A 26754-nucleotide genomic window follows, 5' to 3' on the forward strand; every position below is an offset into this window, starting at 1 on the left:
TTTAAATGAAAAAAGCCAACGCGCATCACAAGCTTTATCTGCGATTCGCGAAGGCTATCACGCTTTTCCGCTTTTCACGCCCATCCCCGGTTTTCCCTCCACGCCAATTGCAGACAACACCCGCCACAGTTTTTATGCTTACTTCACAGCGAACGGCTCAGGCTGCTGGCAAAACGAGCCAACCGCTCCGGGCTTAACAGCAGCGGCAGAAACAGTGGGCCGCTGGCCGGTGGGTTAGCCAGCCAGCGATCCATCGTGTCGGTGTAGCGAAGCAGCCGTTGCTGGTGCTTTGGTAGTACATCCGCCGGCAGGCTTTGCTGACCGTAGCGATCGATCCACAGGACATCTGTCATCGCAGCGGCCACGCGAGAGAACATCTGGCTGTAGATTTCCGCGCTGCACCAGGCGGCCAGCAGGACCTCCAGCGAGTCGTTTGGGCAGGTAATACGCGGCATCAGCTCACGCAGGTTTTGTACCGTGCGCGAGGCCAAAAAGCAGGCGGCCTCTTTTTCCAGCACCACCAGCTCGCGCTGCTCTTTAGCGAGTCCCGGGGCGTCGGTGGGCATCAGCGGTTGCCAGGCATGCATCCAGTTAGCGCTGCGGGTGTCCATGTGCAAAAGCTGTTGTGCCTGCGCCACGCTTTCCGGGATCTGGCTTTGGTAGTGCAGACGGCGGCCCAGGAAGTTCGGCGTTTTACACAGCCAGTCGTAGCTGGCGTGAACGATGGCCGCCAGCTGGCGTTTGTCCTGCATTGAGCGAAAGCCGAGCTGCTGATGATCGGCCCAGCGCTCAAACGCAGAAGGCTGGGACGCATCTGCGGTCTGATTGGCGGCCGAGAGGCCAAACAGATTCACCGCGTTGGCGGAGTCCATCACCCGGCTGTCAGGCAGCCACTGCCAGCTGACGCGTGACGTGATGGCTTCAATTTCGTTTTCGGCGGCGCTAAGCGCCCAGCTTAAACGGCCGCTGATCTCATCGGCCAGATAGCACGGCAGCGCTGTCCAGCCGTAGCCGGTGCCAAAGAGATCGTACTCGATCCACTTTTTATGCCCCGGCAGCGTGGCAATGTGCGGGTGGTTAGCAAAACCGGGGTGATAGTCCAGCTCCGTGGCTTTGACCGAGGCGCGAACGTCGTCGGGAAGCGTCGCCAGCATGTTGGCAAGCTGCTGCCGGGGCCAGCTGTCATCGATATAGTCGCGCAACACCAGTTTTTTGCCCTGGGCGCGCAGCAGGCTCCAGACATCGTGCAGGCTTTGCTGCCAACGGGCGGTCTGAAAATCCGGCGTGGTCAGGCTCAGGATCAGCCCGCTGAGATGCGGCAGAGTGTGAAGTAGCGGATGCAATATCGCCGCATAGAAATGCTGCCAGAAATCCGGGGCGCTTTTTTCGTCGAAAGTCAGCTCGGGAAATTTACGCTTAATAATATCGTCGTTTGGCGCGGCTTCACCCTGCAACCAAAAGGATAAATTATTTTCCGCCAGATATTGGTCGACGCGTTTTAAATATTGCAGCGCGTAATTTTGTTGATGAATCAGGTTCTCGACGTTGAGCTTTTGACTCAACGGCGAGGGCGTCGCAAGAAAAGAAAGCAGTTCCTGTTGGTGCAGGATGATGCCGGTGAAACCGTGCTGTTTCGCGCTTTTAACGCCCTGAACAAACCAGGGCCAATGCCAAATAAAAGTGCTGTTCAGCTCCATCAATTGATGCGGAATACGTTTCATGGCGTCGCCTTGCTGACATTCAAATTTTTATTTTAAGCGAGGATGCCATGAAAACATATGCTCTGGTCGGTACTGGAGGTCGTGCAGGTTTATATATTTCCGCCATTGCTGGAAGCTGGCGAGATAATGCCAGAATGGTCGCTTTCTGCGATACCAACCAGACCCGCATGAACTATGCCAATAAATTGTTGCAGCACGAAGGCGCAGAGCCGGTATCTACCTGGAAAGCGGCGCAGTTCGAAGAGATGATCCGTGAAACGCGCCCGGATATCATCATCGTCACCACCATGGATCGCACCCACGATGACTATATCGTCCGGGCGCTGCATGCGGGCTGCGACGTCATCACTGAAAAACCGATGACCATCGACGAAAAACGTGCGCTGCGTATTCTCGACGCCATTGAAGCAACCGGCCATACCGTGCGCGTGGCCTTTAACTATCGCTACGCGCCGCATCATAGCAAAGTGCGCGAGCTGCTGATGCAGGGCGTGATTGGCAACGTGACCTCCGTCCACTTTGAGTGGCTACTCAACACCGAGCACGGCGCAGATTACTTCCGCCGCTGGCATCGTGAAAAACGCAACAGCGGCGGCCTGCTGGTGCACAAATCCACTCACCATTTCGACCTGATGAATTTCTGGCTGGCCAGCTATCCGGAGCGCGTTTACGCCGAGGGCAGCCTGCAGTTCTACGGCAAAGAGAATGCAGAGCAACGCGGAGTCTCGCAGTTCTACCCGCGCACCCACGGTTTTGCCGAAGCTAAAGACGACCCGTTCGCACTGAATATGGCGGACAACGAACAGCTAAAAGCGCTGTACCTCGACGCCGAGCATGAAGACAACTATTTCCGCGATCGGAGCGTATTTAGCGACGGTATCACCATCGAAGACACCATGTCGGTGCTGGTGAAGTACCAAAACCAAGTCCAGCTCACCTACTCGCTTAACGCCTATCTGCCGTGGGAAGGGTTGAACGTGGTATTTAACGGCACCGAAGGCCGTCTGGAGATGAAAATCGTCGAGAAGTCCTACGTCAACGCCGGCGGGAAACGCGAAAATGAAGGCAGCCTGGAGCAATGCGATATCACCGTCTTCCCGATGTTTGCTGAACCGTGGAAAGCACAATTCACCCTCGGTGAAGGCGGCCACGGTGGCGGCGACAACGCCATGCTGGCGGATCTGTTTGGCGAGCCGGGCCACGACCCCTTGCAGCGTGCCGCCGACCACCGCGCAGGCGCGATGTCTATTCTCACCGGCATTGCGGGCAATATCTCTATGCAGCAGCAGCGCCCGGTGAATTTTAAGGAGTTCGAACTGGTTTCCCGCCTGGCGAAACGCTAAGTCCCTCTTTCCGGCGCGGCAGAAAGCTGTGCCGGAAATAATAGTCAGTATTAAGTTGTTACTCACCTGTTTAATAACAATATTTTTGCCTCTTCCCGGAGACAAGTAATGAATAAACTTGCGTCAGGTGTTATCGCATCGCTGTTACTGTCCTGTACCTCTGCCTGGGCACAGCAGCCCGTTGAATTACGTATGTCATGGTGGGGAGGCAATAGCCGCCACCAGGCGACCCTGAAGGCGCTTGAAGCCTTTGAGAAAGCGAACCCCGAGATCAAAGTGAAGGCTGAATATACCGGCTGGGACGGGCATCTTTCGCGTCTGACAACCCAGATGGCCAGCGGCACCGAGCCGGACGTGATGCAAACCAACTGGCCGTGGCTGATTATTTTTTCCAAAAATGGCGAGGGATATTACGACCTGAACACGCTCAAAAATGAGCTGAATCTGGACCAGTATCAGGCCAAAGATTTGCAGTCCACCACCATCAAAGGCAAGCTCAACGGCCTGCCAATCTCGGTCAACGCGCCAGTGTTCTACTACAACGACGTCACCTGGAACAAAGCCGGCCTGACCTACCCGACAACCTGGGACGCGCTTTTTGCCGCCGGGAAAAGTTTCCAGCAGAAGCTGGGCAATCACTATTATCCCTACAGCATGGTCGATCAGGACGTCATCCTGTTGCTTAACACCTACATGATGCAGAAATACCAGAAGCCGATGTTCGATAGTCGCGGCAAATTTACCTGGAACGATGCGCAGTGGGAGGAAGCGTTCAGCTTTGTGAAACGTCTCAGCGAGGACCACGTGGTACCATCGCCGAAAACGCTCTCCTCTTACGGCAAAGGCAATCTGTACGAAATGAAGCCGTGGATCAATGGCGAATGGGGCGGGACCTTTACCTGGAATATTTCTATTCGCATGTATATCAACAACCTCACGCCACCGGCCAAACTGGTGCTGGGCGATTACGTGATGCTGCCCGGCGTGACCGAGTCAGGCGTGTACTTCAAGACCGCGCAGATGTTCTCCGTGGCGAAGTCGACCCGACATCCTAAAGAAGCGGCGATGCTGGTCAATTTTTTGCTCAACGACCCGCGGGCCATTGAGGCGCTTGGCCTTGAGCGCGGCATTCCCTTGAGTAAAACCGCCGAGACGCTGTTAACGGAGAAAGGGGTAATTGACCCGAACGATCCGGTCGTCGCAGGTTTGAGGCAAGCACAATCGCTGCCGACCACCGCTGTCGCGACGCCATATATTGAGGATTTACAGGTCATCGACCAGTTTATGTCCGCTCGCGAAAAGCTCGATCAGGGCCAGCCGGTGGCCCAGGTCGTCAGCGATTTTCGCCAGCAGGTTGAACGTATTGTTCGCCGTCTGAATCGTTAATTCTGATCGGGCCTGCAGCGCCGTAACCGGCTGTAGGTCCGATCAGCCACTCAGAACATCAACCAGCCGACCAGCGGTGCTGCCAGCACCGTCACCACGCCGGACAACATCATCACCAGGCTGGCAACGACCCCTTCCTGTGGTCCTAGCTCATACGAATGCGCGGTGCCCGCCCCGTGAGATGCCGCGCCAAAACCGGCCCCTTTTGCCATCCCGCCGCGAATGGCGAGCCGCATAAACAGCACATCCCCCACCGCCATGCCAAACACGCCGGTAATCACCACAAACAATGCCACCAGCTCCGGCTGGCCGCCGATCGGTTTGGCTGCCGCCAGCGCAAACGGCGTGGTGATCGACCGCACCGCCAGGCTGCGCTGGATCTCGTCCGGCAGGGTGAACAGCCGGGCCAGCCAGACCGAGCTGGTCACCGCCACGACCACCGCGGTGGTCACCCCGGCGCTCAGCGACATCCAGTGACGTTTAATCACCGCCAGGTTGTCATACACCGGGACCGCAAACGCGATGGTCGCCGGCCCCAGCAGCCATAACAGCCAGTGGGCTTCGCCCATATAGTTTTGATAGGAAATATGGCCAAAGACCAGGATCAGCACCAGCAGCAGCGGGGTAAAAACCAGCGGCATCAGCGGCAGCTTGTGAAAACGGCGATACAGGCGCTTATTGGCGAAATAGAGTACCAGCGTAACGATCAGACACAGCAGGCTCAGTTGAAAATTACTCATGCTTCATCCTGCTGATTTCATAGCGATATACTTTATCCACCACCCATGCGGTGGCCCCCAGCACCATCATGGTACTCAGGGCAATCACCAGGAAGATTCGCCAGCCATCCACCATCAGCAACTGGGTGTAATTCACCACCGCCACCACCGCCGGAACAAAGAACAGCAGCATCTCGGCCAGCAGCCAGCGGGAGCCTGCCCGCACCCAGTTTAACGGGATCACCCGGCAGACGATTAACGCCAGCAGCAGCAGCATGCCGACCAGATTCGCCGGCAGGGGCAGATGCAGCCAGTTCACCAGATAGTCAGCGCAGACAAACAATCCGGCATAAATAAGCACCTGAACGGGTACCTGAAGGCGTTGTACAACGAGGGGGGTCACACGAGCTGGCGCGAAGGCCATGAGCGAAATTCCTGAAAAAGAAGCGAGGTGAGCAGTATAGAGAGCCGCCGGAACGGACAGAAATGAATTAAAATCATCACAGGTATAGTCTCTGGGAATAATTATGGATATCCGAACGCTGCGCTATTTTGTCGAGGTGGTGCGCCAGCAGAGTTTTACGCGCGCTGCGGAAAAACTGTTTGTGACGCAACCCACGATCAGCAAGATGCTCAAAAATCTGGAAGATGAGCTGAACTGCACCCTGTTGATTCGCGATGGCCGCAAGCTCCTGCTGACCGACACCGGCCGGGTGGTTTTCGAACGCGGACAGGCGATTCTGGGTGAGTTCCATCAGCTGGAATCGGAGCTGAGCGATATTAACCATCTCCACAAGGGCATCCTGAGACTGGGGATCCCGCCGATGGTGGGGATGCTGATGGCCGAGCCTATCAGCCAGTTTCGCCAGCGCTACCCGGGCGTCGAGCTGAAGATTTCGGAGTTCGGCGGCCTGACGGTGCAGCAGGCGGTGAGCAACGGCGAGCTGGACCTTGCGATGACGGCGCTGCCGGTTGACGAGAACAGCGGTCTGAGCACCCTGCCGCTGTTCAACCACCCGCTGTGCGTGCTGACCCCAAGGACGGAGCAATGGGCGCAGGTTAAATCGCTGTCACCGGAAGCGCTCGCGGCCCATCCGCTGGTGATTTATAACGAAGATTTCGCCCTCAGCCGCCAGCTGATGGCGCTGTTTACCTACCATGATGTGAAACCCCGTATCGCGGTGCGCAGCGGCCAGTGGGATTTCCTGGCGGCAATGGTGCAGGCGGGCATCGGCGTGGCGATCCTGCCGCAGCCAATCTGTGAGCGCCTCGATGCGCAGGATTTTTGCTGGATACCGTTGCAGAGTGAGCTGCACTGGGAGCTGGGGATGATCTGGCGGGAAGGGGTTTATCTGTCGCACAGCGCCCAGGCGTGGCTGGAGTGCAGTAAGGCCTTCTGGCTGGAATAAGGCCCCGGAGGCGGCGCGTTGCGCCTGTCCGGGCTACCCAATCAACCGCTCCCGTAGCCCGGTCAGCGCAGCGCTACCGGGGAACAGGTACAACGTTACTGATCTTCGATTAACAGCGCTTCCAGCAGGTCCAGGTCGTGCAGCAGCTTCTGCAGCGTCTCGTTGCTGATCTGCCGGGTCGCACGCAGGTGATACAGCTCCCCGCGTTCCGAACGCAGCGCCGCCAGACGGAACCGCCGTTCAAGCTGCTCTTCGAGGATTGAGGTTTCGACATCGTTGCGCCCGTCAACGCGGCGGCGCAGGTTACCGATCACCCTGGAACTGACCTCGGTCAGCAGCTGGTTATCGATATTCTCTTTGGTATCCGCCGCCAGTCGCTCCTCCATTTTCTGAATCGCGACAATAGCAACATCGGCGGTCGCCGCGCGGGCCAGTCGCTCCTCTTTACGCTGCTGGACGTGGTCGCTCGACTCGATATGGCGCAGCAGAATCGGCAGCGCAATCACGCCGACAAACAGCGAGAACAGGATCACCCCCGCCGCCAAAAAGACCAGTTCATAACGTGCCGGGAAGACGTTACCGTCCGGCAGCAGCAGCGGAATCGACAGGACACCGGCCAACGTAATCGCCCCGCGCACCCCGGCAACGGAGGAGATCAGCAGCTCACGGGTGGTCCATGAACCAAACTCCATCGGTTTCTTTTTCAGGAAGCGTTGGCTTAATTTCCGCATCGTCCACAGCCAGCCAAAACGCACCAGCATCAGCGCCGCGTAAATCAGGATAATGTCGGTAAACAGCATCCAGGTTTCAACGTTAGGGTCCGCTTCGGCCGCCACCAGCGAGGTCGACAGAATATCCGGCAGCTGCAGGCCCAACAGCAGGAACACCATGCCGTTAAACACGAACTCCAGCATCGCCCAGGTGCTGTTCGCACGCAGACGCATCGCCAGCGGTGCCGTGCGCATCACTCCGGAACGGGTAATGGTCATCCCCGCCGCGACCGCCGCCAGGATCCCGGAGACGCCAATATGTTCGGCGATCAGGTAGGAGGCAAACGGCAGCAGGAACAGCAGGACAATCTGCGTGGCAGGCTCATCGCCGCCCCAGCGGCTGAGGAAACGCATCGAGCGCCCGTACAGCCAGCTGACCACAAAACCGGCCAGGATGCCGCCGATCGCCACCTTCAGGAATTCGACTGTCGCACCGCCGACGGTAAAGACCATCGTCCCCATCGCCACGGCGACGGCAAATTTCAGCGAGACCAGGCCGGAGGCATCGTTCATCAACGCCTCGCCCTGCAAGATCCCCATAATTTTTTTCGGGATGCGCCCCTCACCCACAATGCCCGACAGCGCAACGGCATCGGTCGGTGACAGCACCGCCGCCAGCGCAAATGCCGGAATCAGCGGAATCCCCGGAACGATCCAGTAAATCAGGAAGCCGATACCCACCACCGTCACCAGCACCAGCGCCAGCGCCAGCCCGAGGATTTCCCGGCCGTGCTCAATAAATTCGCGGGTCGGTGTCTTCCAGCCGTCGGCAAACAGCAGCGGCGGGATAAACAGAACCAGGAAGAGCTCGGGGTCAAATTCAACGTGCAGACCAAAGGTCGGCCACGCCAGCATCGCACCAATGGCGATTTGCATTAATGGGAGTGGAACCTGGAAGGGCAGTACGCGTGTAACCACCCCGGAAAGTGAAACCACGAGGGTCATGATGAGTATGGTGAAGAATATTTCCATGTGTTCCCTGTTCGCTACATTTTATTATTTTATACCCTAAATAATTCGAGTTGCAGGCAGGCGGCGACGCAGGGAATCCCCAGAAGCTTACTGAAGTAAGTGACTGGGGTGAGCGAGGACAAATTCGTCAGGAACGAATTTGAACGCTGCTCGCAGCGCCCTTAGGGCGAGGCCCAGGGATGGGCCGAGTATTGCCAACGCTCATGCAACTTGAAGTATGACGGGTATACACCTGAGACGTCATGTCTTTGGATGATACGCTACTCAGATTAACGCAAAAGGAAACCGGATGTGGCTTAAAAATAAAACAGGCGGCCTGAGCCGCCCGTTGACCGCAAGAAAAGCTTAAATAGCCCAACCGCCGGCGTAGAAGATCACCAGCGCCGCGGCGATGATGACGGTGCCCAGGTTCAGCTTACGCCATTCACCAGAGACCAGACGGCCAATCACCAGGGTGGCAAAACCGATCATAATGCCGGTTACGATGTTACAGGTCAGCACGATAAAGACCGCGGTGATCAGACCCGCCATCGCATCGACGAAATCATTAAAGTCGATTTTGGCAACGTTGCTCAGCATCAGCAGGCCGACATACATCAGCGCCGGAGCCGTGGCATACGCCGGGACCAGATAAGAGAGCGGGGAGAGGAACAGGATCAGCAGGAACAGCACGCCAACGGTCACCGCGGTGAGGCCGGTTTTGCCGCCTGCCGCAGTACCTGCCGCTGATTCGATATATACGGCCGCCGGTGCTGCCCCAACCACGCCGGAGAAGACGCTGCTCAGGGAGTCGGTGGTCAGCGCTTTGCCGCCGTTAATAATCTGTCCGTCTTTATCCAGCAGGTTAGCCTGACCCGCCACTGCACGAATGGTGCCGGTCGCATCAAACACCGCGGTCATCACCAGCGCCAGTACGCTAGGCAGTACCACCGGATTCAGCGCCCCCATAATGTCCAGGCTGCCAATCAGCGAGTTGCCTTGGTCATCGCTCAGCGAAGGCATCGCGAAAATGCCGGAGAAGTGAACGTTCGGGTCAAAGATCAGGCCGACAATAGAAACACCGATAATCGTCAGCAGAATACCGCCCGGGACTTTCATTTTTTCCAGGCCAATAATCACCGCCAGGCCAATCAGGGACATGATCACCGGGAAGCTGTCGAAGTTACCCAGCGCGACCGGCAGGCCGTCCAGCGGGTTTTTAATGACCAGACCCACGCCGTTAGCGGCGATCAGCAGCAGAAACAGGCCGATACCAATCCCGGTACCGTGCGCAACGCCCTGCGGTAAATTGCGCAGGATCCAGCTACGAATGCCGGTGGCGGAGATCACCGTAAACAGCACACCCATCAGGAATACAGCACCCAGCGCTACCGGGATACTGATGTGTTGCCCCAGTACCAGACTGAAGGCGGTAAACGCGGTCAGCGAAATAGCACAACCGATCGCCAGCGGCAGGTTTGCCCACAGCCCCATCACCAGAGAGCCGACACCTGCGACCAGACAGGTGGAAACAAACACCGCGGCCGGAGGGAACCCGGCTTTCCCCAGCATGCCTGGGACAACAATGACCGAGTACACCATCGCCAGAAAAGTGGTTAAACCGGCGACAATCTCCTGACGAACGGAGCTGCCACGAGCTGAAATTTTAAACCAGGCGTCTAGTGAACCGCCGGTACGCGCTGAAGGCGTAGACATAGAAAACGTCCCCTGAAAATTTTTATCGTTTGTCTGCATACGTGATGGACCATCCACTGCCAGTTAAACGCGATCTCCTTGTGCTGCTTGCAACGCCAGGGGGGCTGCAAAAAGCAAACGTTTAACTCCACGCATACAATACGGTGGTCAGAATAAATTTACCCACCTCCCCGCAAAGGAGGATATACCCGTCATCCTTCAAGTTGCCTGCGCATTGTTGTCCTGCAACTCGAATTATTTCTGGGATAAATAGCGAGCAAAATAAAAAAGCAAACGATTATCCAGCCTTTAGATGGGCCTTTTCAACTGATGTTTACGCTAATTCGCTAAATTTTGCTTATGACGCTCACGAAATAACCAGCCGATGCGCAAACGTTGTCGTTCATGCGCAATCCGGTAACATTTTTGTATTGCGCTGATAGCAATTCCTGGCGGTCATCACAAAAATCACTACTTCACTCCGGCAGGGTGAACGGACCGCCGCGTTCAATCGCCCGTTGCCAGGCCGGACGCTGTTCCACCTGCTGCACCCAGCGCCGGATGTGCGGCAAATCGGCAATACCACCGCGCGCCAGCAGCGCCATCACCGGAAAACTGAGCTGGATATCGGCCATGCTCAGCGTTGCCCCCGCAAACCACGGCTGGCTGGCAAGATGCTCTTCTATATAGCGGGCGTGAGTGGCAATTTGTCGATCCAGCCAGGCTTTCTGCACGCCCTTGCCCAGCACGTTACCCAGCGTTCGCATGCCGAGAGGGATCGGCGGTTTGCCGAGGCTGGCAAAAACCAGCTTCATCAACAGCAGCGGCATCAGCGAACCCTCGGCATAATGCAGCCAGAAACGATATTGCAGCTTGTCGGCGGTCCCCTGCGGCCTGAACTGCTGTTCGCTATCGTAGGTTTCCTGCAAATATTCCAGAATCGCGCCCGACTCCGCCAGCACGTAGCCGTTATCTTCCACCACCGGCGATTTGCCAAGCGGATGGATCTTTTTCAGTTCCGGGGGCGCCAGCATGTTCTTCTGCCGCTGGTAGCTGACCACGCGATAGGGCAGCTGGAGTTCTTCAAGCGCCCACAGCACGCGCTGCGATCGCGATTGATTGAGGTGATGCACCGTCAGCATGGAGATTCTCCCGTCAGTTGTTCGAATTAACTATAGGAACTGACGACGATTGGCGGAAAAATTTCGGCGAAATAAACCGGTGAAATGACGGGGCTGTGCCACAATTAAATTGTCGACGCAATCCGGAACCTCCATCAACATCTTGCGCAATACTGAGGGGAGTCGACGTCGGGGGAAACCCTCCTGCGAACCAGTAGGATAGAGTAAAAGACAAAGACCGGAAAACAACTAAAGCGCCCTGTTGTGGCGCTTTAGTTTTTATACGTCATCTTCCAGCAGTCGCGCCCCAGTCCCCTCTTCACCCAGTTTATCTCCCGGGTTACGCAACGGGCAGTCGCGCCGTGACAGGCAACCGCAACCAATACAGCCATCCAGTTGATCGCGCAGCGCGGTAAGGGTATGGATGCGGCGGTCCAGCTCTTCCCGCCACTGCGACGAGAGCTGCTTCCACTCTTTGGCGCTCAGGTTATGCCCCTCCGGCAATACGCCAAACGCATCGCCGATGGTCGCCAGCGGGATACCGATACGCTGGGCAATTTTAATGATCGCCACCGCACGTAGCACGTCACGTCGATAGCGCCGCTGATTGCCGGTATTGCGCTGGCTGTGAATCAGCCCTTTGCTCTCGTAGAAATGCAGAGCCGAGACGGCAACACCGGTACGTTTTGCCACCTCGCCTGGGGTCAGCAGCATTTTAATGCGGGTCGATTTCTTTTCCATAAAGCGCTTTACCTCAAGTTAACTTGAGGAATTATACTCGCCCACAGACAAAACGACGAATCGAGAATTGAGAGAGGCCGCTTTATGTCCCATCAGGATATTATCCAAACGCTTATTGAATGGATTGATGAACATATCGATCAACCACTTAACATTGATGTAGTCGCCAGAAAATCAGGTTACTCGAAATGGTACCTTCAGCGGATGTTCCGTGCCGTGATGCATCAAACGTTGGGTGATTACATCCGCCAGCGCCGGTTGCTGATGGCAGCAGAAGCGCTCAGAACGACGCAGCGACCGATCTTTGATATTGCGATGGATCTGGGGTACGTGTCGCAGCAGACCTTCTCACGGGTGTTCCGCCGGGAGTTTGATCGAACCCCTAGCGACTACCGCCATCAGATTTCTGCCTGACCGTTCAGGCACTGGGGCTGAGCAGCCTGGGCGCGTTCGCCAGCCACAACCTGAACTCCTGCGGCGGCATCGCTTTGGCAAAGTGCCAGCCCTGGCAATACTGCACGCCACGTTGTCGTAGCCAGTTCACCTGCTCTATCGTTTCCACCCCTTCAGCAACGGTCTTTAAATGCAAGCTGCGCGCCATTTCAATAATATGCTCGACGATCATGTAGCTGGTACTGTTGGTCGTCAGCGTATCGATAAACGACTTATCGATCTTGAGGATATCCACGTTCAGCAGGTGGAGATTGTGCAGGTTTGAATAGCCGGTGCCAAAATCATCAATGGCAATTTCATACCCGGCTTCACGGAAGGCCTGGATCACCGGCATGGATTTGTGCACATCGATAAACCCGCGCTCGGTCACTTCAATTTTAATCTGGTCGATACTTACCGCGTAGCTGCTGGCCTTTTCACTGATTCTGGCGATCAGCCTTGATGAGTAAAAATCCGTGGCCGACAGGTTAATGGCGATATACAGATGAGGATGCCGGGAGAGAAACTCCCCCAGTTCAGCAAACAGTTCATCCACCACATAGTCGGTAATCTGGGCGATCATCCCTTCGCTTTCCGCCAGCGGAATAAACTCCGCCGGGCTCATCACCGTCCCCTCACATCCCGGCCAGCGCAGCAGTGCTTCAGCCCCCACACAGCGGTTATGTTGAATATCGATGATGGGCTGGTAGTGCAGGCGCAACTGGCGGTGGTTTAGCGCCCGCTGCAGCATATTGCGCGGGGAATCGTATTGCTTACGGGTTCGCGACCAGACCAGTAAAATCAGGAGGCTGCAAATGAAGCCCAGCGGCAGCGTGACGGTGAGCTGATCAAAAAAGACCTGGTAATAGCTGGCGTACGACGTAGACATGATCACCGCGATGGGGCGAATGGTGGAGCGAGCCACGGTATAAACCCGGTTATCCTGGCGGAATAAGGTGCTATCGTGTCCTACCAGTCTGTGCAGCAACTCGGCATCAGCATTTTTGCTGGTAGAGAAAAAGAGGTTAGTTTTGGTATCGAACAAGCCATAGGCTAAATCTTTATCGCTGGATATTAAGGCGCTGTAGGACAGAGGATTAATAACCGCGACGTAGTGCCCTTTTTGCATATAGGTCATGGCAAAACCAGGATAGAAAGGCGTATCCCGATAATAGTAAATAGCGATATCGGGCGCTTTTGTATAATTTGCCGCCGGCGTTCGCCACGGGGTCTTCGGGTGAACCGAGGTGGAACAATCAAACTGCGTCCCGTCAGCGTAAATTAAATCATCGACGTAAAGCAGACTGCGCACGATCCCCAGCATATATTGCTGGTGCTCGGGAGAACAGATTACCCCTTTATATTGCAAGGCTTTTTTCCGTGCCAGCTCCACCTCATCGACCACCAGCTCCGTTTTTTGCAACGCCAGCTGCGAGAACGAACGGAGCCGATCGCCGGTTTCCGCTTTCGCTCTCAGCTGGGCAAACCACAGCGCCAGAACGATGGGCAGTAAGACCACCAGGGCAAGGCCCAATATACGCAAGGGCTTGCGCAGCGTGCGACGATTCATTTCCGTTGTTTATCCATGCGATATGCCTTAATCACGGTAAAAGATCACACCCATTGTTTACAGCAGTGACTATTTTTGGCAATCAGCCAGTTGGTGTAAAAACCCCATCGTCAATAATGATGAATAATACTAAGTTCGCGGGCAATCGAGAAACTTTCTCGGCATTATGCGAGTCCGACCACTCAGTAATTCGGTTTATCCGTATCATTGCCGAGAATAAATCATTAAAACCGCAGATAACGTTCATAAATAATAGGTCATATATCGCGCCAATAACCATATTAATAATATGGTTTAAAAACAGATAAAAAAACGCGCATTTTGGACTGGTGAATAAAACAGCAAATGTGATATAGTTCACACAACTTAGTGAAACAAGAACACTGTTTCATTACTTTCCTGATTGCCTAAAGATAGCCAGAGCGCCACGTCATCGTCAGTCTCGCCAGGTTGTCAAAGGCACCCGATCTTTTTGAGGATGAGGTTGATGGCTTCCATTACTACCAGTGTCATACTGTTGCGCTGGCCGCTAGTGAGCGCGGTTTTGATGTTTTTGGCCAGCTCGATGAACATTCAGCTACGTAAAAGTGACTATGCCGGTTTAGCCGTCATTTGCAGCTGTCTTGGCCTGGCTGCGGCCTGCTGGTTCGCCACCGGCCTGCTGGGTATCACACTGCTGGATGTCGCTAAAATCTGGGGCAATATCAAAGACGTGATGATTGACGTCATGAGTCAGACGCCGCCGCAATGGCCGATGGTCATGACCTGATCGCCAGACCATTTAACGGACAGCTCTGACGCCGTCTATTCGCAATCCTTTGATATCTTAATAAATTTATCATTATAGATAATATATTTATTGCCAGGCTGGCGCAGTGCCGCCTGGCGAAGCACATCTCCAGGCCGCAAATACCAGGCCTCTCCCTCTTCTTCCGTTGAATCGCACCCGGGTTTAATCAACAGCTTAAACCAGGTATTGCCGCTGTTACTGAGACTCCCCGCCTTGGGATCGAAGGCCCAGCGAAACTGCACCTGCCGCGGACGCACCACCAGGATAGTCTCCATCACCACTACCGGATCGATACCGACCATTCCTCCCGCCGCATTACGCGCGACGCGATTGCGCGTCGGGATTTCACGAAACGACACCCGGTAATAGCGTTCACGGTTATCCTGCGGGCCATGATAATAAAATTTAAAATACTCGCCCTGCCCGGCCTGTAACGTCAGCTGGCGCGGAGCAAACAGCAGTTCGCCATCCGCAGGACGGGAGCGCACTTCATTGCCACCAGGACGGTCGATACCAACCACGGAGACCTGATACAGCCGCGCGCTCTTATTGTTATTCAGGACCCGTTTAGCAACAAATTGCTCCTCAGCCCCCAGCGAAAAAGTCAGATTGCCGACGGAGATCGCCTGGCCCACCATCGGCAGCCCCAGCAGTAGTAACCACCCGGCGACTCTGAACCGCTTAATTAATATTGCGCCACGTCGCCTGAACATGAATCTCTCCTGAAGCACTTACTTCGCCAAACCAGCCCTCGTCATTAATGGTTCTTAATGAGATAGCATCGTTCATCGGGATGGAAAATTTAACCGTTGTCTTATTCATCACGCCAACATCGCCGGACGCATCGGTCCACGGCGTCGTCAGCCACAGCGCATCCGTCATATCGTTCCAGTGACTATCGCAGCCTGCGTCGTACGTTTTGATCGCGCCGCTTTGGGTCGTCAGCGAGAGCTGCGCCGGGAAAGGCACCTTTGCCGTGCCATCTGCCGAGGTAAAAAGACAGTACGAACGACCGGCAATGGACTGTGCCGGGCCATCCACTTTAATCAGGACCTCATCGGCGGCGGTTCTGCCGCTGGTGGTCACGATGTAGCCAAAATCAAGCGCAGGCTCCCCGGCCCCGACATTGCCTTCTCGTGATGGCGAACTGGTGTACTCATCCGAAATAATGCTGATGCTGAAATCACGCGGCTTGATAACCAGCGAGTTAGAGGTGGAAAACTCATACCAGCCGGACTCCGGCGAGGTGGTGTTCTGGAAACGAAAGTTAAACAGATCCTGGGTGTTGATATCGCTGATCCCCTGCGCCACCATCTGCTTAAAGAAGTTGCTGGAAAAGAAGATGTAGACCGAATCCGAGGCTTTCATTTCGTTAAAGGTATAGTAGTAAGCGGTGCCGCTGACCGGCTTCCAGCTATTGCCGTTGAGGCTGAACTGCATATCGTAACTGCCCACCGCCGAGGCCAGCGAGGAGTTACTAATCGCCGGGAAGATATGGATCGAGGTATTGCTCAGCCCGTTATGCTGCAACGCATAGTCGACCATCTTGCAGCTCAGCCCGCTGCGGGTGCCAATGGTCTGCTCCTGACAATTACTATTTCCTTCCCCCAGCGTCGGGATCCCATCGCTGTTGATAAACACTTCGGTCAAGGAGTGCGTATTGATGAGCTTTAAGCTTGCCGCTTTGGTGTGGGTGACGTTACGCACATACCAGGAACCGGACGCCTGGTCCTTACAACGTGCGCCGCTGGTGGCATCGTAGGCGACGGAGGTCTGACAGGCATTGATGGTCATCGACATGCTACCGCCCACCGGCATCTGCTGGAGATACTGATAAAACGCGTCCGACATCATGCCGTGCATCCATTTTTGCCCGCCGGAGGTAACTTTCGCGCCGTAAAAACCGTTGGCATCGGTGACCTGCGGCAAAATAAGGCTGGTACCCATATCGCAGCCGGCATACCAGTTGATGCAGCGCAGTCCGCTTAGGGGATACGATACCGGGGCGTTTTCCAGCCACATATCGAACTGCCAGTTAGCGTAAAGGGCGGTGTTATAGCCATTGTCGATATAGCCCAGACTCTGCTGATAGATGGTACCGCTGCCGGTATATTTCAGCCCGGTCCAGCGGCTGGCACCGGTCATACGCGGGTCCAGCACGCCGCCCGGCGTGACGAAAAAGTTATCATCCGAGTTATTTTCTACGAACACATACTGCACTGCCGCCGCATCCGCCCAGGTTGTTTTCGTGACTGCTGCCCCGGCTCGCGAGGCATATAGCGCCACCAGCCCCAGGCCTATCAACGCGAATCCTTTAACTTTCATGTCCTTCTCCTGCCTGCTGCGTGCTGGCGTAAGTTTTCAGGCCAGCGCACACCACATCGCCCACCCAAACCGCACCGCGCGCCTGGCTGATGTTCAGTCCGACTTCACAGCTCTGGTTGTTGCCGTAGGTGAAATCTATCGTCGGAAATTTTTTATCCACATCCATTACAAATCCGCCGCTGCTATCGGTGCGCGTACGGCCAATGTGGTTATTGATATGCGCATTCGCCAGCAGCGTGCCGTCTTCGGCGCGAATGCGTCCGGAAACGGTCACCATCTGCTTCACTTCCGGCTCGATCACCGCCACGTTGCCCGGATAGAGCGTCAGGCGGCTCTTGCGGTTGCTGACGATGTCGTAGCTGTCGAGCGAGTTTTTGCTGTTCTGCAGCTCAACGTCGTAGCGACTGTAAGGGGAAAGCGGCAGATAGTTGCGCTTGCCGCTCAGCTGATAAACCCGCCCGTTGACCTTCGCGCTCAGCTTGCCGTCGTCATCAAGGCCGGTGTTGAAAATCACCCCCGCGTTGCCGTCGGTACGCCCGCTGGCAGCGATATTGCGCCCCTGCCAACCGACGCTACCGTTGGCGGTGAGGTTGGTGTTTACATAACCGTCAGCACCGCTGTTAATATTCAGCGTACCGTTGGCATAGCGCGTATCAAACTGGGCATAGGCGCCGCCGCTCAAGGTTTTGTCATCGCCGGTATCACCGGAAATCGCCCGGGAAATATTGGCGCCGAGGGTGCGTACAACCCCCTCATCAAACTGTTTTCTCGCGGCGAGGTTGGCCATGGTGTAGCCGTTCTGGTGAGTCATGCCGGCGCTGAACCAGTTGCCCAGCGGCAGTGAGAAATCAAGCGCGATATATTTTCCGGTACTGCTACTGCTGTTGCCGTTGTTGAAGCGCTGAATACCCGCACGCAGGCCCAGCGAGCCGAAAGCACCGCTAAAGAGGGTCTGGTAATAATCGGCGGTGTAGTAATGGCTGCGGTAGCGGCGGTCATCGTTGTAGCTGAGGCTAAACGTCCCCAGTTTCGACCATAGCGGGTTCAGGTTAAGCGTCCCGCCAATGGCCCGGTTATCGGCATCGCTGCGGCGCAGTTTATCGCCGATAACGGTCCTTTCCTGGTTCACCCAGATCGTGCTAAACCCACCGGGCAACGAGGCGCTGATGCTACCGATGCTGCTCCAGGAGCTATCGCTGGCCAGCATATTTTGCAGGTTAACGTTGATCGACTCCGTCAACGGCATCGTCAGGCGCGTCTCGGCGACCGCGTTGCTATCGTAGCCATAGCCGGTTGCCGCCCAGCTGAAGGTCCCGACGGCACCGGAAGTGGACGCCCCCGCCAGCCAGCTCTCTTTCGCGGGTTTGGTCTTTTTACCGCTCTCTGACCAGCGATCCATATGAAAACTGCCGCCCCACAGCTGCCAGGCCAAGGGAGCCCCCGCCCCGCGTCCACGGCTAAATAACTTGTTCACCCGCTGCGTGCGCTTGCCCACCACCCGGCCATTGACGATCACTTCAACGTCAACATCATAAATGCCGTAGGGTAGTCCCCGGGTATCCACTTCGTGGTTGCCCATCATAAAGTTCTGCACGCTCAACAGGCGCCCTTCGCGCGACAAATGCACTTCACCCGCCGCCGGTAAGAACGCGACGATCGGCGTGGCCGACTGGGAGTTATCAAACACCGTGGAGCTGGCCTGGTTTCCCCACGAGGCACCATAGATTTTGCCGGCGGAAATGGCGGTCATCGGCCCCAGGGATTGTAAATTCCACGTATCCAGCATCCCGCCGGCAAAACGATGCCCGGCGAAATCGCGCTCATACATGGCTTTATAAATTTCGCTATCCTGACTGCTGGTACCGGCGCCGTACAGCGAGCCATCCAGCACGATATGGTGTTCGCGCAGCGAACTCACGTTATTCAATGACAGATAGCTGGACGTGCTGTTGTCGCCGTTGCGCATCTGATTGTTATAGACGCCGAGGTTATAGGTCAGGCTGCTGCTGATATGGTTGACGCTGGACTGGCCGATGTCTTCGCTACGCGACTGGAGTACGGTTCCCAGCGCGGCACGTTTCACCACCAGTTGCAGCAGCAGCTGACGCAGGCTGAGCTGCAGTTGAGCATCTGCGGTGAGCGTAATATGCAGGTCGCCGTCGAAGGATTCATTCGCCAGGGTGGTCAACATTTTCCGGGTGGATTCGTTGACGCTGGCGTTGTCTTCGCGCTCTTCCAGCTGAATATGGCGAATGCGCAGTGCACCGTTGTCCAGCCAGATAAACGCGCTACCGAGCCGCTGATCGTTCTGGGTCCCCTGACTGCCTTCCAGGTGCAGAAACAGCGGGATGCTCATCCCGTCCTGTAACGCCTGACGGAATGCCTGTGGGATCACCACACCACCGATTTGCTGCACCTGCTGAGGGGCAGCATTCACGCTAAACGGAACAAAAAGAATGGCCATACCATAGGCAACGAGCATTTTCAGCTCAGGGGAAATCCGTCGTAAAGGCATAACCTTATCCCGTCAGCACAATTGTTATTTTACAGGAACAAACTGCTCGCCTTGCCAGAGTGCAACCCGTCCTTTTTTATCGGCAACATTCACGCGGGTGAAACGACGCTCTTTACCGGGCATGAGGAAATAGTTTTCTTTGCATTCTTTGCCATCTGCCGGCTTCAGGCAGGGGCCATACGCCAGGATGCGCAGCGTGGCATTGCCGGTGTTCACCAGCTTTCCATTGGCATACTGATATTGAAAATTCACTTTTCGCGGTGCGACGACCAGAATGGTCCCGATACGCGCTGAAGCCGTGGCAACCGCGCTGCGGGTGGTACTGTCACGCTGTGCATCGCTTAACGCCTGATCGAACCAGACGATGCGGTAGTAGCGCTCTTTATCGTCTGCCGGCCCCTTGTAGAAAAAGCGGATGGCATCGCTGCTCTGTGCCGGTAACAGCAGGCTGGCCGGGGTGAGCAACACTTCACCCTGCACCTCCATCGGGATCACACTGGCCCCTTCAAGCGGCGAGGAGAGACGTTCAATATGAATATTGATGAGACGCCCGCTCTCAGTGGTGTTTTTGATCTCTTTGCTGAGGACGCTGCTGCCGCTGTTCATAAAGGAGGAGATATCGCCGACATCCAGCGCCAGAGCCGGCATGATGGCGCAAAAATAGAGGCTGATAGCCAGAATGCGGTTTTTCATAGGAATTCAGTCCGTGAAATAAGCAGGGGGAAAACCCCCTGCCCGGTGTGACAGAGGAATCAGCTGGTCCAGGTCGCGTCGAACTGAACGCTGACATCCCCGCTCCAGATCCCTTCCGGCAGCGTGCTGTAATCGGTGACGGCGGTGGTACCATCGGTGGTGCCGCTGATGATGGAGAAGTTAAAACCATCCTGAGCAGTCGCACGGCCAGCCTGGTTGTAACCGTTAGCCAGCGCGCTGAGGTTGCCACCCAGTACACCGGTCGCAGTGTCAATCATGACGGTATCAGCAGATTTCTCGACCGCCACACCGTTGTAATCAACGCCGACATTCAGCGTAGAACCGGAGGTATCCAGCTGGGTCAGGGTGTTGGTAATCAGACGAGAAGTCAGTTTAAATGCCGTCGCTGTGGCATCGCCTTCAATTGCGACATCAAACAGCCCTTTCTGCGTGTTAAAGCCTTTGATCCCTTCGGCATACTGGAAAGCCAGGCTGCCAAGAGGAGTGACAACCAGCTTGCTGGTGGTATCTTTCTTCGCCGTTGCCGACCAGGTTGCCATGGCCTGAGCCGTCACATCTGCTGCCTGAACCGCGCCCACACAAAAAGTAGTAACCAGCGCTGCTGCTAACATTTTCAATTTCATATTTATCACCTGATAATAATAAAAGGCGTTTTATCGCCCGTACTGTTCCATAGCACTTTATGGAGTATGTCCGCTCAAAAACCGGAGGTTTTTAAGTACAGAGGTTCAATTAATTCTCAATATGCGTTGGCCGGCGGGGAGGAAATACAATGATCTCAGCACCCGTCTGGTTACATTCAAATAAATGCTATGTTGCGCCCTGATGCTGGCAATATAAAACGCATTAATCTCAAAATCGTCACCGTGTTATTATTTAACAACCCGACCTTATTACTGGTATTACTTTTATGTAAGCTCACCGTTTTGATACTCAGCCCGAGGATTTCAGAAACGTCATGAGTCACATTTCCGGTGAGCATCAGTGCCATTATTTTTTCTTCACGCTCGGTGAGATTCCGTTTCCTGGCCTTAAATTTATTAAGATTAAGTATGATCTCAACCGTTTTAACACTCGCATTTGCCGATAAAAAACAGATGTTATTGATGTCAGAAACATCGCTGACAAATTTCGCATCGGGTGCCACAATGACCTTCGCCGGGCTATTCGATAAATAGAAGCGATACGCACAGAGCATTTTATCTATCTGCGAAAAATTGATAATCACATAGTCTTCCGCACTCAACCCTTGACACTGGAGGCATGCAAACTCGCTATCGATATTGTCGATCCAGTCAACAAAACAGTCATCGTTGGCAATATTCAACAGTCCCTGCAAATAGAAATAGTTATCGGTTACGATCAATGCAGCCATGATGACAGCGCCTCTATTCCTTTAAGTACAGTAAATAATCCGTTGAACAATTCGTCTAAGAACCATTCCCCCAAGAAAGCAAATACTCATGCCAGTATTTTTACTTTTCTTTTATAAATAGTGACAAAACATCACCGTTATTTTTGGTACGGTAAGCCCGTTAGTTCTGATACACAAATAGTAAACGCAACGCTAAATTTTTATTACTCATAAAATCATGAAGTGCATAAAATTCACATCTGTTGGATTTTTGTAAAATCATAACTAATTGATTTTAATATATAATTCTCATAAAATTTAACATTCAAAAGCATTTTTATAACATACCCATTGCTGGATTAAGATTATTCTTAGTCATGGACGAATGTCAGATCTATGCTTTGGTGCTAGTATCGCTGGCATCAAACACCGGATAAATGACACCGTGGTAACTATTCTCACAAAAAGAAAATATATATATGGATACTATCTACGTTATCGACAACGTGCTGAAATTTAATCCAGCAGCACATACTCTTTACGCGATAAAGACCGATAAAAATATCACTCTGGCAATACCTGCAAGCCTTTGCTTTTATTTGTTAATTAAAAACAAGGGTAGAATTGTCACCCAGGCCGAGCTACTACAAAATGCCTGGGGAGAAAGGGGGATGAACGTCACACCAAATACCCTACATCAAAATATCTCTTTACTGCGTAAATCGTTAAATCGTCTGGAGGTGAAAGGCACGCTGATTCAAACCATTCCCAAGCGGGGATTTATGATTGCTGATGAGACCAGTATTTTGATTCAGCAAGAGGTAAATAGTGGTGAAACTGATAGCGATACATCGCAGGACACGCAGGCGCTGATAACGGCACACAATAGTCACGAAGAGATCGCGCCAGCATCCACTCCTGCGCCCGCGAATGACAATGTCAAACCTGTCGCGATGCTCGCGGTTCTCAACACATCGCTGATGAATAAAAAAAATCGCTGGGTCTTTGCCGGGATAATATCGTTGCTGATAGTGCTATTACATATCGACTTCGATCAACATACCACGGGCGATGCGCCTTTCACCGCGTATACACTGATCAGCGCGGCGAATAACTGTAAAATATATCGCAATGAAGATTTGCGGTTTGATGCGTTCTATCTCGATTTTCTTAAAGCACATCACATCACGTGCTCAGATGGCCGGGTTTTTTATATGACCAACCACTATCCTTCGAGCAGGACCTCGGTGATCTCCTGTCGATACCCTATCGCATCTAATAAAAAATCGTATTGCATCTCCGACTACTACTTAAAATAACAGACTATGAAAAGACGAAAAATAATAAAAATCATCAGCAGCAGCGTTCTCATCGTGGCAATAAGTATTGCTTGCTATTATCTGTACTCACCTGATGATGATGACACCATTAACTGTACATCGGCGCTATCCATTATCAATGGCGATGAGAAATTTTCCTTCTCGGTCACCTTTTTTGCCAGCAAGGGAGACGGTCTGATGACCTTCACCGGGAAAAATGGTGATGTCGTAGATAACATCAGTATCAGAAAGCATATCTCTTATACCAAGGATAAAAATGATATCTACATTTTTAAAAATAGTGGTGAAGATATCCGTTCGCAAATACCCTTAACCGATCATAAATTCGATGAGATCTTGCCGCCGTTCTTTACCAGAATAAAAAATGAAGATGTGTTTATCATCAGGATTATAAAAATAAAACATGGCTCATGGCTGTTTATGTCAACCAATACGCCCTATTTTATCTGCGAGACCCCGAAAAGCTAATATTATTGCCGTTAGCACTGTGGCTGATAGTTTAAACTGCCAGGGCATCGTTTGACCGCACAATGTGGCTGATAGCAACAACCATCACGCATTGTCGCCCCAAATTCATAAGGGCAAGATGGCCGTTCACGCAACGTCTCCCACTGCGCATGGCTATAGGTTGAAATATTATAAATGTTAATATAGTGATATTTATCATTAACTAATACCTTCGATGAATACAGTTTCATGGATTCACCCGGTAGCAATAAAATATCAGCCTCATACCATATGATGAATTTTAAAAAACGTAAGCCAGAGATACTCGAAAATGCTACACCTGAATGTGGGCAGATGATGGTGTTCTGAACCGTCCATTTCATATTGCATCCTTTGGTTTCCATTTTAAACAACATCACCATAGTGATAGCAAACATGATATTTAACCGCAAGTTCGCGGACCATTATTGTGATACAGAACAAGTGACTGTAATACTAATCTACTCAATGCGAGGTAAGCGTTCTAATATAAATTGCGTAGAGGTGAAAGGGATACAGACATAATAAGACAAACTGCCAGGTATATATTTACAAATAAGATCCTGTCAGCACCCGGCGTTCATGAGCGTAGACGACGGGCCTTCCCTGGCCCACCTTGTCACCGGTTCCCCTTTACCAGGTTTTCCCGATATTAAACTGGAATTGCTCGGTCTCATCACCGTTGTATTTTTTGAAGGGTTCAGCCCACGAGAATACCAGCGGACCTAATGGCGACATCCACTGTACCGCAATCCCCGCTGACATCCGGATATGCATCGGATCGCTATAATCCAGGAGCCCGGCCGCCTCTGTCTGGGCGGTATTTTTCCAGGTCGTACTCCAGACCGTCCCCGCATCGACAAACAGCGAAGTGCGTAAACTGTCGGCATATTTATCATTGATAAACGGTGTCGGAATAATGAATTCACTGTTGAGTACGACCACAGCATTGCCGCCCACGGCATCAGTAGAGCTGTCCAACGGGCAGCTGCTATAGCTGCTTTCAGAGCCACTGCAGTTATAATAAGCCGCTTTCGGGCCAATGGTGTTGGAAGAGAAGCCACGCACCGAAGTCGAGCCTCCGGCGTAGAAGCTGTCATAAAACGGTACCGTATTGCCGTTCAGGCCGCCGGCATAGCCCGCTTTCAGATGCTCCATCCAGACCCAGTTTTTCCCCTCATCAAGCGGCACATACTGCGTGGTATCGAGAGTGATTTTGTAATAGCTGTTATCGGAACCCGGTACGGTGACTTTTCCGCTCAGGCTGCTTTTATTCCCGGAGCGGGGGAAAAACCCGCGGTCGAGGCTATTGTAGCCCCACCCCAGGCTGACAAAGAAGTCGTTGGCGCTAAATTCAGCCCCGCTATTGCCGTCTTCTGTGACAACATTCGGATAAATACCGCGTGAATTCAGGTAATTCCACGTTGTCAGCTCCGGTTCCATATTGGTCAGCTTGTTATGGACATAATCCAGGCCGAGGCTCAACGAGTTATTTTCGCTAATGGGGAAGCCAAGGCTGCTGCCCAGCCCATAGCTTTGCTGATTATAACTCCCGGTATCCGCGTCGGAGGCATCATAACTGTTATAGAAAATTTTGCCGCCGAGGCTTACGCCATCCACGGTAAAATAGGGGTCGGTCATGCCCAGCTCAAGGTAGGACTGATAGCTGCTGCGCGTCCCGTTAAACGTGACGCTGTTGCCGGTGCCCAACCAGTTATCCTGAGTCACTCCAAGCTGATAGCTGATACCGCTGTCGGTGCCGTAACCCAGACCGACGTTAAACGACCCGGTATTACGCTCCTTCACTTTATAGACCACGTCGACCTGATCCGGACTGCCGGATACAGGCACGATACTTTTATCCACCGTCTCAAAATAACCGGTACGATCCAGCCGCTCTTTCCCCTGCTGGACTTTCTCGTCGTTGAGCCATGAGCCTTCCATTTGCCGCATCTCACGACGCAGGACGGCATCGCGCGAGGTGTCATTCCCGGTGAAACGGATCTGGCGTACGGAATAGCGACGCCCGGCATCGACGTTAATGTGCAGGATCACGCTCTTTTGAGCATCATCGATTTCCGGACTCGTGGTCACCTGCGGCCAGGCATAGCCGTATTTGCCAAAGCGTTTTTTGATACTATTTTCAACACCGGTAATACCTGCCCCGCTATACCATGTGCCGGACAAAGGCTGCGCTAACGCTTCTATTTCCTGGCCATGAGTGGCCATCTCACCACTGACGATGGTGCGAGTGACCTTATAGCGTTCGCCTTCGGAAATATTGACCGTGAGGTACAGTGATTTTTTATCCGGGGTGATGCTGACCTGACTGGAATTTATGGTAAAGCGTGCATAGCCGCGATCGAGATAATAGCTGCGCAAGGCCTCGAGGTCGGCTTCCATTTTTTGCTTCTGGTATTTTTTGTCGCCGACCACGTTCCACCACGGAATATGGTCCCGCAACTGCAGTTGGTCCAGCAGCGTCTCCTCAGAGAACGCGTGGTTACCAATAATATTAATCTGGGCAATCGTCGCGGAGATCCCTTCCTGAAACACAAATTTTAAATCGACGCGATTACGCGGCAGCGGCGTGACGACCGCATGGACCTGAGCACTGTATTTCCCGACGCTATAGTAGAAATCCTGCAACCCTTTTTCTATCTCACCGATCGCGTTGCGGTCCAATGCACTTCCCTCGGTAATCCCGCTGGCTGCCAGGTTATCTTTTAGGGCGTCATCCTTAACTGATTTGTTTCCTGAAAAGCTGATCTTCGCAATCGTCGGCCGCTCCTTCACCTGCACTACCAGCGTGCCGCCATCGCGCAGGATCTGCACATTCTCAAAGTTACCGCTGGCATATAACGCACGTACCGATTCGCTAATATCATCATTAGAAACCGGTTCTCCGGTATGGATCGGCATGCTTAAGAGCGCTGCCCCGACGGTAACGCGCTGCAACCCCTCAAAACGAATATCATCAACGGTATAGGTGGTTGATGCGTAAAGCGTAAATGGAGAAAGTAATAACCCGACAATAATATTAGTTTTCTTTAGCATGGACGTTTTGTCTAAGAGATATTTGGCGATAGCAGAATTCTGCTGGGATTTGCGTAAGCACGGCGCAGAATTACACTTCATTATGGTGAAACAATGGAGAAAAAATGGATGTTAGAGAATGGTGAAAAAATAAAAAATTAACGGAACTTCGTTCTACGGTCGCAGTCAGAGCAACACCTTACGGACAGAATAAATATCACTATGACTTTTGTAATTTATAAAACAAAAAGCCCCCTTTCTAAATGGGATGAAAGGGGGAAATGATCTCGTTAGGAATGATGCCCTCTGGAATAAACCAGGAACAGGGGCAATTTA

Annotated in this window: 23 protein-coding genes; 7 read left to right on the forward strand and 16 right to left on the reverse strand. The window is 53.3% G+C overall.

Going from position 1 to position 26754, the window contains the following annotated elements; translation table 11 throughout:
• Positions 1-143 precede the first annotated feature (143 nt).
• A complete protein-coding gene (locus tag ACMYSN_RS13145; RefSeq protein WP_462495149.1) occupies positions 144-1721 on the reverse strand; it encodes a hypothetical protein in 1578 nt (525 codons plus the stop codon).
• A gap of 47 nt (positions 1722-1768) precedes the next feature.
• Here ACMYSN_RS13145 and ACMYSN_RS13150 point away from each other — a divergent pair, with 47 nt between their 5' ends.
• Together ACMYSN_RS13150 and ACMYSN_RS13155 are read left to right on the forward strand one after the other, a co-directional pair.
• Positions 1769-3064: a Gfo/Idh/MocA family protein gene (locus ACMYSN_RS13150; RefSeq protein ID WP_462495150.1), complete on the forward strand. Its 1296-nt coding sequence runs from the start codon at positions 1769-1771 to the stop codon at positions 3062-3064.
• 108 nt (positions 3065-3172) lie between these two features.
• Complete coding sequence (locus ACMYSN_RS13155) at positions 3173-4450, forward strand: ABC transporter substrate-binding protein (RefSeq protein ID WP_462495151.1); 1278 nt, start codon at positions 3173-3175, stop codon at positions 4448-4450.
• Positions 4451-4500: 50 nt separating this feature from the next.
• Here ACMYSN_RS13155 and ACMYSN_RS13160 read toward each other — a convergent pair whose 3' ends face one another.
• Both ACMYSN_RS13160 and ACMYSN_RS13165 read right to left on the reverse strand, forming a co-directional pair.
• Complete coding sequence (locus ACMYSN_RS13160) at positions 4501-5190, reverse strand: LrgB family protein (RefSeq protein ID WP_462495152.1); 690 nt, start codon at positions 5188-5190, stop codon at positions 4501-4503.
• Entirely contained in the window at positions 5183-5593 is a 411-nt protein-coding gene (locus ACMYSN_RS13165) for a CidA/LrgA family protein (RefSeq protein WP_462495153.1), read from the reverse strand. Before ACMYSN_RS13165 ends, ACMYSN_RS13160 begins: the two co-directional genes overlap by 8 nt.
• Positions 5594-5696: 103 nt before the next feature.
• Between ACMYSN_RS13165 and ACMYSN_RS13170 the strand changes: the two genes are divergently transcribed.
• On the forward strand, positions 5697-6578 hold the full coding sequence (locus ACMYSN_RS13170; RefSeq protein WP_123757769.1) for a LysR family transcriptional regulator: 882 nt from the start codon (positions 5697-5699) through the stop codon (positions 6576-6578).
• 95 nt (positions 6579-6673) lie between these two features.
• Here ACMYSN_RS13170 and ACMYSN_RS13175 read toward each other — a convergent pair whose 3' ends face one another.
• The 4 genes from ACMYSN_RS13175 to soxR all read right to left on the reverse strand — a co-directional run bounded on the left by ACMYSN_RS13175 (position 6674) and on the right by soxR (position 11856).
• Positions 6674-8320 (reverse strand): Na+/H+ antiporter, encoded by a 1647-nt coding sequence (locus ACMYSN_RS13175; RefSeq protein WP_123757767.1) that lies wholly within the window; start codon positions 8318-8320, stop codon positions 6674-6676.
• Positions 8321-8665: 345 nt separating this feature from the next.
• Positions 8666-10015, reverse strand: a complete 1350-nt coding sequence (locus ACMYSN_RS13180; protein WP_462495154.1) for an NCS2 family permease — start codon at positions 10013-10015, stop codon at positions 8666-8668.
• Positions 10016-10470: 455 nt separating this feature from the next.
• On the reverse strand, positions 10471-11136 hold the full coding sequence (locus ACMYSN_RS13185) for a glutathione S-transferase family protein (RefSeq protein WP_462495155.1): 666 nt from the start codon (positions 11134-11136) through the stop codon (positions 10471-10473).
• Positions 11137-11394: 258 nt separating this feature from the next.
• Complete coding sequence (gene soxR, locus ACMYSN_RS13190) at positions 11395-11856, reverse strand: redox-sensitive transcriptional activator SoxR (RefSeq protein WP_123757765.1); 462 nt, start codon at positions 11854-11856, stop codon at positions 11395-11397.
• Positions 11857-11940: 84 nt separating this feature from the next.
• On the opposite strand from soxR, the gene soxS reads away from it, so the two are divergent.
• A complete protein-coding gene (gene soxS, locus ACMYSN_RS13195) occupies positions 11941-12270 on the forward strand; it encodes a superoxide response transcriptional regulator SoxS (RefSeq protein ID WP_123757764.1) in 330 nt (109 codons plus the stop codon).
• A 4-nt stretch (positions 12271-12274) separates the two neighbouring features.
• On the opposite strand, the gene ACMYSN_RS13200 is transcribed toward soxS, so the two are convergent.
• Positions 12275-13858: an EAL domain-containing protein gene (locus ACMYSN_RS13200; protein ID WP_462495156.1), complete on the reverse strand. Its 1584-nt coding sequence runs from the start codon at positions 13856-13858 to the stop codon at positions 12275-12277.
• 487 nt (positions 13859-14345) lie between these two features.
• Here ACMYSN_RS13200 and ACMYSN_RS13205 point away from each other — a divergent pair, with 487 nt between their 5' ends.
• A complete protein-coding gene (locus tag ACMYSN_RS13205; protein ID WP_123757762.1) occupies positions 14346-14627 on the forward strand; it encodes a YjcB family protein in 282 nt (93 codons plus the stop codon).
• A 35-nt stretch (positions 14628-14662) separates the two neighbouring features.
• Here the strand turns inward: ACMYSN_RS13205 and ACMYSN_RS13210 are convergent, their stop codons facing one another.
• From ACMYSN_RS13210 to ACMYSN_RS13235, 6 genes are all read right to left on the reverse strand, one after another.
• A complete protein-coding gene (locus ACMYSN_RS13210; RefSeq protein WP_462495157.1) occupies positions 14663-15361 on the reverse strand; it encodes a fimbrial biogenesis chaperone in 699 nt (232 codons plus the stop codon).
• On the reverse strand, positions 15330-16973 hold the full coding sequence (ecpD, locus tag ACMYSN_RS13215; protein WP_462495158.1) for a fimbrial adhesin EcpD: 1644 nt from the start codon (positions 16971-16973) through the stop codon (positions 15330-15332). The genes ACMYSN_RS13210 and ecpD overlap by 32 nt, the downstream gene beginning before the upstream one ends.
• Positions 16963-19488 carry a TcfC E-set like domain-containing protein gene (locus ACMYSN_RS13220; RefSeq protein ID WP_462495159.1) on the reverse strand — a complete coding sequence of 842 codons (2526 nt, stop codon included), beginning with the start codon at positions 19486-19488 and terminating at the stop codon, positions 16963-16965. The genes ecpD and ACMYSN_RS13220 overlap by 11 nt, the downstream gene beginning before the upstream one ends.
• A 24-nt stretch (positions 19489-19512) precedes the next feature.
• A complete protein-coding gene (locus tag ACMYSN_RS13225) occupies positions 19513-20181 on the reverse strand; it encodes an EcpB family pilus assembly chaperone (protein WP_462495160.1) in 669 nt (222 codons plus the stop codon).
• 59 nt (positions 20182-20240) lie between these two features.
• Positions 20241-20825, reverse strand: coding sequence for a common pilus major fimbrillin subunit EcpA (ecpA, locus tag ACMYSN_RS13230; protein WP_462495161.1), 585 nt, complete (start codon positions 20823-20825; stop codon positions 20241-20243).
• 176 nt (positions 20826-21001) lie between these two features.
• Positions 21002-21577: a LuxR C-terminal-related transcriptional regulator gene (locus ACMYSN_RS13235; RefSeq protein ID WP_462495162.1), complete on the reverse strand. Its 576-nt coding sequence runs from the start codon at positions 21575-21577 to the stop codon at positions 21002-21004.
• A 458-nt stretch (positions 21578-22035) separates the two neighbouring features.
• Between ACMYSN_RS13235 and ACMYSN_RS13240 the strand changes: the two genes are divergently transcribed.
• Together ACMYSN_RS13240 and ACMYSN_RS13245 are read left to right on the forward strand one after the other, a co-directional pair.
• On the forward strand, positions 22036-22875 hold the full coding sequence (locus ACMYSN_RS13240) for a winged helix-turn-helix domain-containing protein (RefSeq protein ID WP_462495163.1): 840 nt from the start codon (positions 22036-22038) through the stop codon (positions 22873-22875).
• Between the two features lie 6 nt (positions 22876-22881).
• The gene (locus ACMYSN_RS13245; protein ID WP_462495164.1) at positions 22882-23364 is read left to right on the forward strand and encodes a hypothetical protein; all 483 of its coding nucleotides are present in this window, start codon (positions 22882-22884) and stop codon (positions 23362-23364) included.
• Between the two features lie 11 nt (positions 23365-23375).
• Here the strand turns inward: ACMYSN_RS13245 and iraM are convergent, their stop codons facing one another.
• Both iraM and bamA read right to left on the reverse strand, forming a co-directional pair.
• Positions 23376-23726, reverse strand: a complete 351-nt coding sequence (iraM, locus tag ACMYSN_RS13250; protein WP_462498256.1) for an anti-adapter protein IraM — start codon at positions 23724-23726, stop codon at positions 23376-23378.
• 289 nt (positions 23727-24015) lie between these two features.
• Entirely contained in the window at positions 24016-26439 is a 2424-nt protein-coding gene (gene bamA, locus ACMYSN_RS13255) for an outer membrane protein assembly factor BamA (RefSeq protein ID WP_462495165.1), read from the reverse strand.
• Positions 26440-26754: the final 315 nt, after the last annotated feature.

Origin of the sequence: Klebsiella sp. R445 (assembly GCF_051131755.1) — a bacterium.
GTDB lineage: Bacteria > Pseudomonadota > Gammaproteobacteria > Enterobacterales > Enterobacteriaceae > Klebsiella > Klebsiella lignicola.